The following is a 13,760-nucleotide window of genomic DNA, read 5'->3' as shown; positions in this document are numbered from 1 at the left end:
GCCGTCGTGGGGCACTTTGGCACAGACCCGCCGCCGATTCTTCCGCAGACGGCCTGTGGGCCGACCAATGTGCCCCGCGACGGGCCCGCTCCGCGCCGTGGGCGGCGCTAGTGCCGCAGCCGCAGCACCAGCCACCGCCCGGCCACGCCGGCTGCCAGCACGGCCACCATGGTCAGGACGGACGCCGGCGGCAGGGTAAAGGCCAGCAGCAGGCAGGCTCCGAAGCCGACGGCGTTCAGCCACTTGGGTGCGTACCCAGGGTGCGCCGCCAGGGTGTACGCGGAAGCGTTGGCCACAGCGTAGTAAATCAGCACGCCAAAGCTGGAGAAGCCCACCACCGTCATGACGTCCGTGGTGAGGAGAAGCAGGATTACGACGGCGGCCACGGCGAGTTCGGCAACGTACGGAACAGTGTGCTTTCCCCCCACCTTCGCCAGCGGCGAGGGCAGGTCCCGTTCCCGCGCCATGGCCATGGTGGTCCGGCCCACGCCGGTGATCAGCGCCAGCAGGGCTCCCAGGCAGGCGGCGGCGGCGCCCACCTGCACCAGGACTGCACCTGCCTCAAACCGTGACTCGAGCACCGCGTCCAGCAGCGGCGTCCGGGTTGCGGCGAGCTGCCCGCCGGGAAGGTGGTTCAGCAGGAGCAGCGACAAAGCCAGGTAGATCGCGAACGCAGCAGCCAGGGCGGCGATGATTGCGCGCGGGATGGCCCGGGCAGGATCCTTGACCTCCTCGCCCAGCGTGGCGATCCGCGCGTAGCCGGCAAAGGCAAAGAACATCAGTCCAGCCGCCGGCAGCACCCCGCCCAGCGACGCTTCGGCCGCAGGACCGCCGGCGCCGCTGGCGGGATGGGGCCCCACGGCTGCGGCTACGGCAACAAAAACAAGGGTGGCCAGCACAATGCACAGCAGGATCCGCGTGAGCAGCGCCGTACGGGTAATGCCCAGCAGGTTGACGCCGGTGAGGACAGCCACGGCCGCCACGGCAACCGGCACTGCGTAGCCCGGCCAGGCATAGCTGCCGAAGGTCAGTGCCATGGCAGCGCAGGACGCAGTCTTCCCGGTGACGAAGCCCCAGCCGGCAAGGAATCCCGGCCACTGGCCAAGCTGTTCGCGGCCATAGACGTAGGTTCCTCCGCTGGTGGGATACTTCGCGGCGAGGGCGGCCGAGGCGACGGCGTTGCAGTAGGCAACCACCCCGGCAATCACCACCGACAGGGCCAGCATCTGGCCTGCCAGCGCGGCCGCAGGCGCGAAGACAACAAACACCCCCGCTCCCAGCATTGAGCCGAGTCCGATGGCCGTGGCATCAAACGTGCCCAGCCTGCGTTGAAGTTGCTGGTGTGCGCTCATGCGGTGGCAGTCCCTTTGCAGCGGGTAAACTCGAACGGGATTGTTCCCGTAATGATCCTATTTAACTTCCCGATCGACTTCCCGCCGTAACCCCGCAGAAAGGCGTGCTGTGCTGCGCACACATGACCTCGGATCCCTTCGTTCCGAGCACATTGGACAAACCGTAACCCTGGCCGGCTGGGTTGGCCGCCGCCGTGATCACGGTGGTGTGGCCTTCGTGGACCTGCGTGATGCTTCCGGCGTGGCACAGGTGGTGGTCCGCGAGGAAGAAGTTTTCCACGGCCTGCGCAACGAGTACGTCCTGCAGATCATCGGCACCGTTTCCAAGCGGCCGGAGGGCAATGAGAACCCGGCCCTGGCCACGGGCGAAATCGAGGTCATGGCCGAAAAGGTCACCATCCTCAACACCTCCGACCCCCTTCCGTTCCAGATCGACGAGCACGTCGAAGTGGGCGAGGAAGCACGCCTGAAGCACCGTTACCTGGACCTCCGCCGCCCGGGCCCCGCCCGCAACCTGCGGCTGCGCTCCGAGGCCAACCGCGTGGCCCGCGAACTGCTGCACCAGGACGGCTTCGTTGAGGTGGAGACCCCGACGTTGACCCGTTCAACACCTGAAGGTGCCCGGGACTTCGTTGTGCCGGCCCGCCTGGCGCCCGGCTCCTGGTATGCGCTGCCGCAGTCGCCCCAGCTGTTCAAGCAGCTCCTGCAGGTGGGCGGTTTCGAGAAGTACTACCAGATTGCCCGCTGCTACCGTGACGAGGACTTCCGTGCGGACCGGCAGCCGGAGTTCACGCAGCTGGATATCGAAGCCAGCTTCGTGGAGCAGGACGACGTCATCGCCCTGGGCGAGAACATCGTCAAGGCACTGTGGAAGCTCATCGACGTCGAAATTCCGACGCCGATCCAGCGCATCACCTACCACGACGCCATGGCACGCTTCGGCTCGGACAAGCCGGACCTTCGTTTCGGCGTGGAGCTGACGGAGCTCACTGAGTTCTTCAAGGACACCAACTTTGGTGTCTTCAAGGCCCCTTACGTCGGTGCCGTGGTGATGCCGGGCGGCGCTTCGCAGCCCCGCCGGACCCTGGATGGCTGGCAGGAGTTCGCCAAGCAGCGCGGGCACAAGGGATTGGCATACGTCCTGTTCAAGGAAGACGGCGAACTGGCCGGCCCCGTGGCCAAGAACCTCACCGAGGCAGAACGGGCAGGCCTGGCGGATGCCGTGGGAGCCAAGCCGGGCGACTGCATCTTCTTTGCCGCCGGCGACAAGTCTTCCGCCCGCGCCCTGCTGGGTGCGGCCCGTGTTGAAATCGGCCACCGCACCGGCCTGATCAACCCGGACGACTGGGCTTTCTGCTGGGTGGTGGACGCGCCGATGTTCGAGCCGGCAGCAGCAGCTGTGGCTTCCGGCGACGTGGCCGTCGGCGCCGGCCAGTGGACCGCAGTGCACCACGCGTTCACGTCCCCCAAGCCTGAGTTCATGGACAGCTTCGATACGGACCCCGAGTCCGCGCTGGCATACGCCTACGACATCGTCTGCAACGGCAACGAAATCGGCGGCGGCTCCATCCGTATCCACCAGAGCGATGTCCAGGAACGGGTCTTTGAGGTCATGGGCCTTTCGCACCAGGACGCCCAGGAGAAGTTCGGCTTCCTGCTTGAAGGTTTCAAGTACGGTGCACCTCCGCACGGCGGCATCGCCTTCGGCTGGGACCGCGTCGTGGCGCTGCTGTCCGGCGTGGATTCGATCCGCGACGTGATCGCCTTCCCCAAGACCGGCAACGGCTACGACCCCCTGACCGCAGCTCCGGCGCCCATCACACCGCAGCAGCGCAAGGAAGCGGGCGTTGACTTCAAGCCTGAAGCGAAGAAGCCGGAAGAGGGCAAGTAGGCACTGTCCGTTTGGCCTGAAGGCCCTCCTGGAAGGGGGGGCCTTCGGTCTGTCCAAAAGCAGGAGTCCCGTGGCCCTCAACCGTTCGAGCCAGCCCGCCCATACCTACGAAGCGCTGATGGATGCAGCCTGGCCCGCCCCAGAACGCCATGACCTGGGGGAGTGGGTCCTCCGGGCTGCGGACGGCGTTACGCAACGGGCCAACTCCGTGTGGCCGCGGGACCCTGCGCAGGACCCGCAGGATGCTCTCCGGGAGGCAGCGCGGTGGTACCGCACGCGGCGCCTCCCGCTGATCTTCCAGGCAGCGGACACACCTGCCAACTCCGCGCTCAACCACCTGCTGGACGCCCAGGGCTTCACCCGCCAGTCCGAAACACTGATCATGGCCGGGCCTTCCGGATCCCAAACCGGGCATCCGAAAGGCACAGGAGTGGAGATCCTCGACGAGCCCACTGAGGAGTGGCTGCACCTTTGGTGGAGCGTGGACGGCAGGGGAGGTGGGCAGGAACGGGAGACAGCGCGCGCGATCTTAACGGGGTGCCCTGGGCTGTATGCCCTCGCCAGGGACGACGACGGCGGCCCGGCCGCCGTCGGGCGTCTCGCCCTGGTGGGCGCCACCGGAGGAATCTACTGCATGGCGACATCGCCATCGCACCGCAGGCGGGGCTATGCGACGGCGGTGCTCAAGGCGCTCCTGTCCGCCGGAAACGCACGGAACGTGGAGAGCTTTTGGCTGCTGGTTACTGCTGCCAACTCCGGCGCCCGGGTCCTCTACCAGCAGGCGGGGTTCGAGGAAGCAGGCCGCTATCTCTACCGCCAGGAGCGCCCCCGCCGGGCGCTGACAGGCTGCTAGTTCAGGGAGCGTCGGTGACCTGGATCCGCACCGCGCATGAATCCGCGGCTGCCTTGCGCAGCACGGCGGCCTTGGGATCGGGGACGTCAAGATACGCCAGCCGTGGCATGGCGGCGTAGCCCTGCAGGGCGGGGTGCTGGAGGACAATCCCCACCAAGGCCCGGTCACCCCCGGGCACCATGTATTCAAAGGGCTCACTGCTGAAGATGCGGGCAGCCTGTTCGGCGACAGCATCCACCAGGGCGTCAGCCTGGTTGGACCGCCGCCGGGCGAACCGCTGCTGGGACTGTCCGCCCGCGGCCGTCCGCGACTGCACGTATGTGGATCCCACCTTCGACATTAGGGCCTGGCCCTCAGCCACCACCGCCACGCCGTAGCCTCCGCGCCTGGCCAGCAGCAGTCCGAGCCGCCGCGGCTGTGAGGCCAGGGAGGCCAGCCGCTCAAGGGCATCCGCGCCGCGGCCGGGCCGGCCGTCAACCGGCCAGGGTGACTGCAGGAGAGCTTCGGCGCCGTCCGCCGCCAGGAGGCGGAGGCCGTCGTCGTCATCACTGAGCTGGTATCCGCCGTGCGCTGCGCCGAACCTGTCCGCCCATCCGGCCAGCCGGCCGCCGGGAATGAAAGCGTTGCGCACGGAGGCCGGCCTGGCTCCGCCGGTGCTGCGTGCGGACATGGTTGCATTCCTTCACTGGGAGGCCTCCCGGGGAAAATCCGGAAGTGAACTCGAAGTAGCCTATCTATGTGGAAGATCTCTTCGGGCACGGCCGCGGCAATGATGATGACGACGACGACGGTTCCGTCGCCGCCGTTCGGCCTGCCGGGCCGGGGACCAACACTTCCCCCCGCGGTCCTCTCGCCGTCCGGATGCGTCCCCGCACCCTTGACGAGGTAGTGGGCCAGCAGCACCTCCTCGGCCAGGGGTCGCCCCTGCGCCAGTTGGCTGCAGGAGCCGGCGCAGACACAACAGGCCCTGCGGGACCCACCTCGCTCATCCTTTGGGGCCCCCCGGGAACCGGCAAAACGACCCTCGCCCACGTTATTGCCCGCGGACAGGGCAGGAAGTTCGTGGAGCTCTCCGCAATCACCGCCGGTGTCAAGGACGTGCGGCGCGTGATGGACGAGGCCCTGACTGCCCGCGACCTCTACAAGACCACCACGGTCCTGTTCCTGGATGAGATCCACCGCTTCAACAAGGCCCAGCAGGATGCCCTGCTGCCCGGAGTCGAAAACCGCTGGGTGGTGCTGGTGGCCGCCACCACCGAGAACCCGTCGTTCTCCGTGGTGTCACCGCTGCTGTCCCGCTCGCTGCTGCTGACGCTCCGTCCGCTGACCGACGCGGACATTGAAGGACTGATCCAGCGTGCCGTCGCCGATCCCCGCGGGCTGAACGGGAAAGTCGGCCTCAGCGAGGAAGCGCTAGACCACCTCGTCAGGCTCTCCGGAGGCGATGCACGCCGTGCCCTGACGGCACTGGAGGCCGCCGCCGGCGTTGCGTTCGGGGATGCGGACGACGCAGGGGACGGGCCCGTCGCCGTCGAACTTAAACACACAGAGCGTGCCTTGGACGTTGCCGCCGTCAGGTACGACCGTGCCGGCGACCAGCACTATGACGTCATCAGCGCGTTCATCAAGTCCATCCGCGGCTCCGACGTGGACGCGTCCCTGCATTACCTGGCCCGCATGCTCGAGGCGGGGGAGGACCCGCGCTTCATCGCCCGGCGGATCGTGATATCCGCGGCGGAAGACGTTGGGATGGCAGATCCCACAGCATTGCAGACGGCAGTGGCAGCGGCGCAGGCGGTGCAGCTGATCGGCATGCCCGAAGGCCGGATCATCCTGGCGGAGGCCGTGGTGCACCTGGCCACCGCCCCCAAGTCCAACGCCGCCTACATGGGCATCAACAAGGCGGTTGCCGATGTCCGGGCAGGGCTGGGGAACGGGATTCCCGCCCACCTAAGGGACGCACACTACCCCGGATCCAAACAGCTGGGACACGGCCTCGGCTACAAATACGCGCACGACGCCCCGCACGCCGTGGCAACCCAGCAATACCCGCCGGATGACCTGGTGGGGAAGGACTACTACCAGCCCACGGCCAACGGCGCCGAACGTGACATTGCCCTGCGCCTGGAGCGGCTCCGCAGGATTGTCCGGGGCAAGTGACCGCCGTGGTAAGGTAGATGTTTGTCTGGCAAGGCACAGACGCACAATCTCCCCAATTTCACGTTGAGAAGGTTTGCGCTGCGCCCAGTAGCAAAAGGCAGCGGTTGGCCGATGCTCTCCATCGTGGAGGCCAGTAACACTGACACACCGCAGATATTGGAAGGACACAAGTGGCTAACAACACTCGTGCTCGCCGTCAGGCCCGCCTCTCGCGGTCCCTCGGCATTGCTCTTACCCCCAAGGCCGCCAAGTACATGGAGCGCCGCCCGTACGGCCCCGGTGAGCATGGCCGTGCCCGCAAGAAGCAGGACTCCGACTACGCCGTACGCCTGCGCGAAAAGCAGCGCCTGCGCGCCCAGTACGGCATCCGCGAAGCACAGATGACCCGTGCCTTCGAAGAAGCCCGCCGCACCAAGGGCCTCACCGGTGAGAACCTCATCGAACTGCTCGAAATGCGCCTTGACGCCCTGGTCCTGCGTGCCGGCTTCGCCCGCACCATCGCGCAGGCCCGCCAGCTGGTTGTGCACCGCCACATCATGGTTGACGGCGTCCGCGTTGACCGCCCGTCGTTCCGCGTCGGCGAGGGCCAGCTGGTCCACGTCCACAGCCGCAGCGAGACCATGGTCCCGCTCCAGGTTGCAGCAGCCGGCGCCCACCGCGACGTCCTGCCTGCCGTTCCGGCCTACCTGGACGTCAAGCTGGAAGCCCTCCAGGCCCGCCTGGTCCGTCGCCCCAAGCGCTCCGAGGTCCCCGTGACCTGCGAAGAGCAGCTGGTCGTCGAATTCTACGCACGCTAAATTCCAGCAGCGTATCCAAAGAAGCCCGTGGCAAGCGCCGCGGGCTTCTTTGTATGTAAGGTACTTGGGGGACATCTGCGGAATGCGTTTCACGCGCACCCGCCGGGATGCAACCGAACCACAGAATTTCGAGGAGATGAACGTCTATGTCTGGTGGCGATATTGCCGGCCTGATCGCTGCCGGGGTGTTTGCAGTCCTGGTGCTGCTGCTCGCGGTCCCCATCCTTAAGCTGGGCCGGGTCCTGGACGAGGTCCGGACCTCCATCCGTTCCCTGAGCGACGGCGCCACACCGCTCATGGACGAAGTCACCGCCACCGTCTCCACCACCAACCAGCAGTTGAAGAAGGTGGACGGCATCTCGTCCAACGTTTCGGACGCGTCCGCAAACCTTTCCGCCCTGTCCTCCCTGGTGGCCGCCACCGTGGGGTCGCCGCTGATCAAGGTGGCAGCTTTCAGCTACGGCGTCCGTACCGCGCTGGCCGGCCGCAGGAAGCCTGCCGCCGGCCGCCGCAGCCGCTAACACCCGGGAGAAGAAAATGAAACGAATTGTCTGGATGGGAATCGGCGTGGCGATCGGAGTGATCGCTTTCCGCAAGGTGACCGAAGTGCAGGCCAGCATGCAGTCAACGTTGGGCCCGGAAGGCCTCAACCGCTCCGTGAACCGCCTCGCCGATGGCCTCTACGACTTCGCCGACGCCGTCCGCTCCGGAATGCGGGAGCGGGAAACCGAGCTCCGGTCCGCCCTCGGCGTGGAATCGGCAGACCTGGTCCGCCGCTGACCATCCCGCTGACCGGCCATGGCCGGTCAGCACCACACGTTAGAACCATACCGGCGGGGACCCCAACGGGACCGCCAAGCGAAAGAACCTCCGCGACCCACACGGCGCGGAGCAAGAAGGGTAAGTACACAGCTCATGAAGTCGCAGGAGATCACAAAGCGCTGGGTGGACTTTTTTGTCAGCAAGGGCCACACCGCGGTTCCCTCCGCGTCGCTGGTCTCCAGCGACCCCTCGCTGCTGTTCACGGTTGCCGGCATGGTGCCGTTCATTCCCTACCTGACCGCCAGGGAGGAAGCACCCTATTCGCGCGCCGTCAGCGTGCAGAAGTGCATCCGCACCGGTGATATCGAGGAAGTGGGCAAGACGGCCCGTCACGGAACGTTCTTCCAGATGTGCGGCAACTTTTCCTTCGGCGACTACTTCAAGGAAGACGCCATCAAGTTCGCGTGGGAACTGCTGACCAAGGCCGTTGACGACGGCGGTTACGGCCTTGCGCCGGAGCGGCTCTGGGTGACGGTCTACGAAGAAGACGACGAAGCCAAGGATCTGTGGCTCAAGAACACCGGTGTACCCGCCGAGCGCATCCAGAAGATGGGCAAGTCGGACAACTACTGGCACACCGGCCAGCCGGGCCCCGCCGGCCCCTGCTCAGAGATCTATTACGACCGCGGCCCCCAGTACGGCGTTGAAGGCGGACCGCTGGCTGACGAGACCCGCTACATTGAGATCTGGAACCTTGTGTTCATGCAGTACCAGATCGAGAACGTCCGTTCCAAGGAAGATTTCGACGTCGTGGGCGAGCTGCCCAAGCGCAACATCGACACCGGCCTTGGCATGGAGCGACTGGCCATGATCCTCCAGGGTGTCGAGAACATGTACGAGACGGACCAGGTCCGCCCCGTCATCGACAAGGCCGCCGAACTCTCCGGCAAGGAATACACGTCCGCCGAGACCGATGAGGATCCGCACCACACGGACGATGTCCGCATGCGGGTGGTCGCCGACCACATCCGTTCCGCCCTGATGCTGATTTCCGACGGCGTGACCCCCTCCAATGAAGGCCGCGGCTACGTCCTGCGCAGGCTCATCCGCCGTGCCGTCCGTTCCATGCGCCTCCTGGGTGTTGAACAGGCCTGCCTGCCCGAACTCCTGCCCGCCTCACGCGATGCCATGAAGGGCGTCTACCCTGTGGTGGACACGGACTTCGCCCGGATCAGCCGGATTGCCTACGCCGAAGAGAAGGCCTTCCTGCGGACCATCGCCTCCGGAACCGCCCGCCTTGAGGATGCCGTTAAGGAATCAAAAGCCGCCAACAAGCCCCTGTCCGGGGCCGATGCCTTCGCGCTGCACGACACCTACGGTTTCCCTATCGACCTCACCCTGGAAATGGCCGAGGAAGCCGGACTCAAAGTGGACGAGGCCGCCTTCCGCAGCCTCATGCAGGAACAGCGCCAGCGCGCCCAGGCCGATGCGAAGGGCAAGAAGGGCGGCCATGCGGACCTGAGTGCCTTCCAGGACATCCTGGCGCAGGGCGAGACGGTCTTCACCGGCTATACCGAGCTCGACGGCGAATCGCGCGTCCGCGGCATCCTCACCGGCGGCCGCGCGGTCCAGCAGGCATCCACCGGCGACGAAATCGAGCTGGTCCTCTCCGAAACCCCCTTCTACGCCGAAGCAGGCGGCCAGGCCGCCGATACCGGGCTGATCACGGGCGACGGGTTCGTCGTGGAGGTGCTCGACGTCCAGCGCCCCCTGAAGGGCCTGAGCGTCCACAAGGCGATCGTCCGCGAAGGCGAAATCGGCGCTGACTCGCTGGTTCGCGCCGCCGTCGACCGCGAACGCCGGCACGCCGCTGAACAGGCGCACACGGGCACGCACATCGTGCACGCCGCACTGCACCAGATCCTCGGCCCCGAGGCCACCCAGCGCGGCTCCTACAACAAGGCCGGCTACCTGCGCTTCGACTTCGCCTGGGGCGAGGGCCTGAGCACGGCCACGCGGTCCGAGATCGAGGAAGTCTCCAACCTGGCCATCCGGAACAACTTCCGCGTGGAAACCAAGGTTATGGGCCTGGCCGAGGCCAAGGCGCTCGGCGCCATGGCGCTCTTTGGCGAGAACTACGGCAGTGAAGTCCGCGTCGTCGAGATCGACGGCGCCTGGTCGCGGGAGCTTTGTGGCGGCACCCACGTGTCCAACACCTCCCTGATCGGCAGCCTTTCCCTGCTGGGCGAGCAGTCCGTGGGGTCGGGAAACCGTCGTGTGGAGGCCTTCGTGGGCATGGATGCGTTCCGCCACCTGGCAGCTGAACGCGCCCTGGTCACTGAGCTCACCGACATGCTGAAGGTTCCGTCCGGCCAGCTTGCAGACCGGATCGCCGCCACCCTGGCGAAGCTCAAGGCGACCGAGAAGGAACTGGACCGCCTCCGCAAGGAACAGCTTGCAGGAGCTGCTGCCCAGCTGGTCGCCACCGCCAAGGATGCCTCCGGCGTCAGTGTCATCGCCCACGACGCAGGCCAGGTCAGCGGCGCTGACGACATCCGCGGCCTGGCCCTGGACCTCCGGAACCGCCTGGGCTCGGCACCCGCGGCCGTGGCGGTAGCCGGAGTCTCCAACGACCGTCCCGTCATCCTCGTGGCCACCAACGAGGCCGCCCGGGAAGCAGGGGTCAAAGCCGGAGCCCTGGTGCGCCTGGCTGCAGGGATCCTCGGTGGCGGCGGCGGCGGAAAGGACGACGTCGCCCAGGGTGGCGGAACCGATGCCGGCCAGGTAGGCCAGGCGCTCTCCGCCGTCGTTGACGCCATTTCCCGGCGCTAACCCTCCGATGACCGATCCTGCTGCTGCCGGCGACTACCCCCAGGGCATCAAACTGGGGGTGGACGTCGGCACCGTCCGGGTGGGGGTTGCCATCTGCGACCGGGAATCCATCCTGGCCACCCCGTACAAGACGCTGGACCGCAACGCGAAAAAGAACTCGGACGTCCGGGTCATCGCGAACCTGGTCCAGGAACTCGGCGCCGTGCAGGTTTTTGTTGGCCTGCCACGCACCATGAAGGGTGAGGAACGGGCCTCAGCCGTGATGGCCACGGACTACGCACGCCTGCTGGTCGGCGAGCTCGCTGCCCGGGACCTGCCTGTGCCGGTGAACCTGGTGGATGAACGCCTGAGCAGTGTCAGCGCCCACCGGAGCCTGCACGAAGCTGGCATGAGCAGCAGGAACCACCGTAAAGTAGTTGATCAGGTCGCGGCGGCAGGTATCCTTCAGCACGCCATCGACATGCAGAAAGCCAGGGGAGCGGACGTCGGCTCACGAGTGACGGCGCCACCCCCTTCCGTGGACATGGGAGGCAGGGGGCCGGAAACGGAGCCTTCCACACCCGGTGATACGGACCGATCTTCAGATAATGGAAGGCACCAGTGAGCCCTGCCAACATTGACGACTCTTCCAGCCCTCTGGACGCGGGGGCAGGAAGGCCGCTGACCCGCAAGGAACTCCGCGAACGGGAGAAGACCCTCAACGCCGGAGGCCACGATGCCGTTCCGGAGCAGGCATACGAGACTGGCCACGACATTCCACCGCTGCCCGCGGAATTCCCCGCGGCCGCAGAAGCAGACCCTCGGCGTCAGGATGAACCATTGCGTGAAGAACCGGCACCGCAGGACCGGGCGCACGAGCCCGTGATTCCGGCTGCTCCTGCCACCCCGCCGTCCATCCAGGACGATTCCCACGAACCCGCAGCGCATGATTCCTGGGAGCCGGCCCTGGCAGGGCACCAGCACGCACCGGACGTGCACCACAACGACGAATCCCACTATGACGAACGCGGCTACGCGGACGGTCACGGCTATGCGGCAGGCGTGCACCAGCACGATGGCCACTATGACGGGACGCACTACGAGGAAGGGCACGGCGACGGGACCCACTATGAAGAGGGGCACGACGACGATGCACACCACCATGGACTTCTTCCCGCCTCGGCCGCAGCAACCGTAGTGGCCAAACCCTCCAAGAAGGTGCGCCGGCGCCGGCGGCTCCTGGCGCTTTTCCTGACCCTTGCCGTCTTCGTTACGGCTGTCGCCGTCGGAGCGCAGTTCCTCAAGCCGCTGCTTGGCAGCGACAAGCCCAGCGACTTCCCCGGCCCTGGTTCAGGAGAAGTGATGGTCACCGTCGAAAACGGTGAAGGCACCCGGTCCGTCGCCTCGAAGCTGGAAACCGAAGGGGTGGTGGCCAATGCCGATACATTCCTGCAGAGCTTCAACGCATCCGGCGGAATACTCGCGCCGGGTGACTTCACGTTCAAGTCGGAAATGAAGAACTCGGACGCCGTGAACGTCCTCCTGGGCAAGGACCAGGAAAAAGTCATCTACTTCGCGCTCAGCGCCGGACTGCGCATCGGGGAGTCGCTGCAGGCGATCTCGCAGGGGTCCGGAATATCCTTCCAGGACCTGGAGGCCCTCAGCAATGAGCCGTCCCAGTTCGGTCTTCCGGCCAACGCTAAAAACCTTGAGGGATACCTGGCGCCGGGGGAGCACCGCTTCCCCCTTGGCACTCCGGCAAAGGACATCCTCCAATCCCTGGTCAAGATCACAACTGACGAACTTGTGTCGCAGGGCATCACGGATCCGGCCAAGCAGTACGAGGCCGTGATCGTGGCCAGCATCGTCCAGGCCGAGGGCGGCCAGGCGGAGTACGGGGACGTGGCCGGTGCCATCTACAACCGGCTCAAGCCCAACGACCAGACCGGCGGCTTCCTGCAGGTGGACTCCGCCGTTACCTACGGCCTGGGCACCAAGAGCTACAACTTCACTGACGAACAGCGCCAGGACAAGTCCAACCCGTACAACACCTATGCGAATCCCGGCCTGCCGCCAGGGCCCATCGGTTCCCCGGGAAAGACGGCGATCGACGCTGCCGCCAGGCCCAAGACCAACGACTACCTCTACTGGGTGACCATCAACCTGGACACCAAGGAGACCAAGTTCTCCAAGACACTTGATGAGCACAACCGCTACGTTGAGCAGTACAACGCCTGGTGCACGGCCAACGTGGGACGTTGCACGTGAGCCTTCGGGCTGCCGTCCTGGGCCATCCGATAAGCCACTCAAAGTCCCCGGCACTGCACCTGGCTGCCTACGGCCAGCTTGGGATCGGGATCAGCTACACGGCAATCGACGTCACGGAGCAACTGCTGCCATCCCTGATGGGGCAGATCCGTGACCAGCCGGGCTGGCGCGGCCTCTCGGTCACAATGCCCTTGAAGACGGCCATGCTCGGGCAGGTGGATGAAGTCCGCGGGGTTGCCAGGACGTTGGGCGTGGTGAACACCGTCACGTTTGAGGAGTACGGGGGCACGCGGCGCACTGTTGGCTCCAACACCGATGTTGCCGGCATCGTGAATGCACTGCGGCACGCGGGCGCCGGCGAGTCCCCGGCCGCGGTCATCCTTGGGGGAGGGGGAACGGCCGCTTCGGCCGTCGCGGCGCTCAAGGAGCTTGGTGCCACCCATGCCCGGGTCTTCGTCAGGGACACATCCCGGACGGCCGATGTCCGCGCTGCTGCGGCGGGCCTGGATTTCTCCTTGGAGATCCTCACCCTGGCTGAGGCGGCCCGTCCCACGTCAGCGGCCGACGTCGTCATTTCCACCCTCCCGCCGCGCGCGGCGGACGGACTGGCCGCTGAACTGGCTTCCCTGAAGACCAGCCTGCCCGGTGTCCTGCTGGACGTTGCCTACGATCCGTGGCCAAGCCTGCTGGCCTCGGTATGGCAGGCCGGAGGCGGAACCGTGGTGCCCGGCCTGGAGATGCTGCTGTACCAGGCAGTGGAACAGGTACGCCTTTTTACCCGCCGCGGCGATGACGTCAATGCGGCCGTCATAGATGTGATGTGCGCCTCAGTCGGCCTTCCCCGACGGGCTTTGTAACCGCCCCCC

The 13,760-nt window shown here is 66.3% G+C and carries 12 protein-coding genes; 10 read left to right on the top strand and 2 right to left on the bottom strand.

The genetic code is table 11. The annotated features are described in order from the left end of the window. Window positions 1-107 precede the first annotated feature (107 nt). Window positions 108-1,352: an APC family permease gene (locus tag ACIQF4_RS05135; protein WP_400516122.1), complete on the bottom strand. Its 1,245-nt coding sequence runs from the start codon at window positions 1,350-1,352 to the stop codon at window positions 108-110. A 109-nt stretch (window positions 1,353-1,461) separates the two neighbouring features. On the opposite strand from ACIQF4_RS05135, the gene aspS reads away from it, so the two are divergent. Together aspS and ACIQF4_RS05125 are read left to right on the top strand one after the other, a co-directional pair. After that, the gene (gene aspS, locus ACIQF4_RS05130) at window positions 1,462-3,243 is read left to right on the top strand and encodes an aspartate--tRNA ligase (protein ID WP_350003134.1); all 1,782 of its coding nucleotides are present in this window, start codon (window positions 1,462-1,464) and stop codon (window positions 3,241-3,243) included. A 118-nt stretch (window positions 3,244-3,361) separates the two neighbouring features. Next, the gene (locus tag ACIQF4_RS05125) at window positions 3,362-4,096 is read left to right on the top strand and encodes a GNAT family N-acetyltransferase (protein WP_400516201.1); all 735 of its coding nucleotides are present in this window, start codon (window positions 3,362-3,364) and stop codon (window positions 4,094-4,096) included. Between the two features lies 1 nt (window position 4,097). Here ACIQF4_RS05125 and ACIQF4_RS05120 read toward each other — a convergent pair whose 3' ends face one another. Beyond that, window positions 4,098-4,766, bottom strand: a complete 669-nt coding sequence (locus ACIQF4_RS05120; RefSeq protein WP_400516123.1) for an acVLRF1 family peptidyl-tRNA hydrolase — start codon at window positions 4,764-4,766, stop codon at window positions 4,098-4,100. A gap of 68 nt (window positions 4,767-4,834) precedes the next feature. Between ACIQF4_RS05120 and ACIQF4_RS05115 the strand changes: the two genes are divergently transcribed. From ACIQF4_RS05115 to ACIQF4_RS05080, 8 genes are all read left to right on the top strand, one after another. Continuing rightward, the gene (locus tag ACIQF4_RS05115; protein ID WP_400516124.1) at window positions 4,835-6,256 is read left to right on the top strand and encodes a replication-associated recombination protein A; all 1,422 of its coding nucleotides are present in this window, start codon (window positions 4,835-4,837) and stop codon (window positions 6,254-6,256) included. Between the two features lie 170 nt (window positions 6,257-6,426). Then, window positions 6,427-7,053, top strand: a complete 627-nt coding sequence (gene rpsD, locus ACIQF4_RS05110; RefSeq protein ID WP_066276228.1) for a 30S ribosomal protein S4 — start codon at window positions 6,427-6,429, stop codon at window positions 7,051-7,053. 146 nt (window positions 7,054-7,199) lie between these two features. Then, on the top strand, window positions 7,200-7,574 hold the full coding sequence (locus ACIQF4_RS05105) for a DUF948 domain-containing protein (protein WP_251420068.1): 375 nt from the start codon (window positions 7,200-7,202) through the stop codon (window positions 7,572-7,574). 16 nt (window positions 7,575-7,590) lie between these two features. After that, entirely contained in the window at window positions 7,591-7,833 is a 243-nt protein-coding gene (locus ACIQF4_RS05100) for a hypothetical protein (RefSeq protein ID WP_400516125.1), read from the top strand. A 135-nt stretch (window positions 7,834-7,968) separates the two neighbouring features. Beyond that, entirely contained in the window at window positions 7,969-10,647 is a 2,679-nt protein-coding gene (alaS, locus tag ACIQF4_RS05095; RefSeq protein WP_400516126.1) for an alanine--tRNA ligase, read from the top strand. A gap of 7 nt (window positions 10,648-10,654) precedes the next feature. Then, window positions 10,655-11,251, top strand: a complete 597-nt coding sequence (ruvX, locus tag ACIQF4_RS05090) for a Holliday junction resolvase RuvX (RefSeq protein WP_400516127.1) — start codon at window positions 10,655-10,657, stop codon at window positions 11,249-11,251. Continuing rightward, window positions 11,248-12,894 carry an endolytic transglycosylase MltG gene (gene mltG / locus ACIQF4_RS05085; protein ID WP_400516128.1) on the top strand — a complete coding sequence of 549 codons (1,647 nt, stop codon included), beginning with the start codon at window positions 11,248-11,250 and terminating at the stop codon, window positions 12,892-12,894. Before ruvX ends, mltG begins: the two co-directional genes overlap by 4 nt. Then, window positions 12,891-13,751, top strand: coding sequence for a shikimate dehydrogenase (locus ACIQF4_RS05080; RefSeq protein ID WP_400516129.1), 861 nt, complete (start codon window positions 12,891-12,893; stop codon window positions 13,749-13,751). The genes mltG and ACIQF4_RS05080 overlap by 4 nt, the downstream gene beginning before the upstream one ends. Window positions 13,752-13,760: the final 9 nt, after the last annotated feature.

It is taken from the genome of Pseudarthrobacter sp. NPDC092202 (assembly GCF_044755505.1).
Classification (GTDB): Bacteria; Actinomycetota; Actinomycetes; order Actinomycetales; family Micrococcaceae; genus Arthrobacter.
This window is presented reverse-complemented; position numbering and strand designations above follow the sequence as displayed.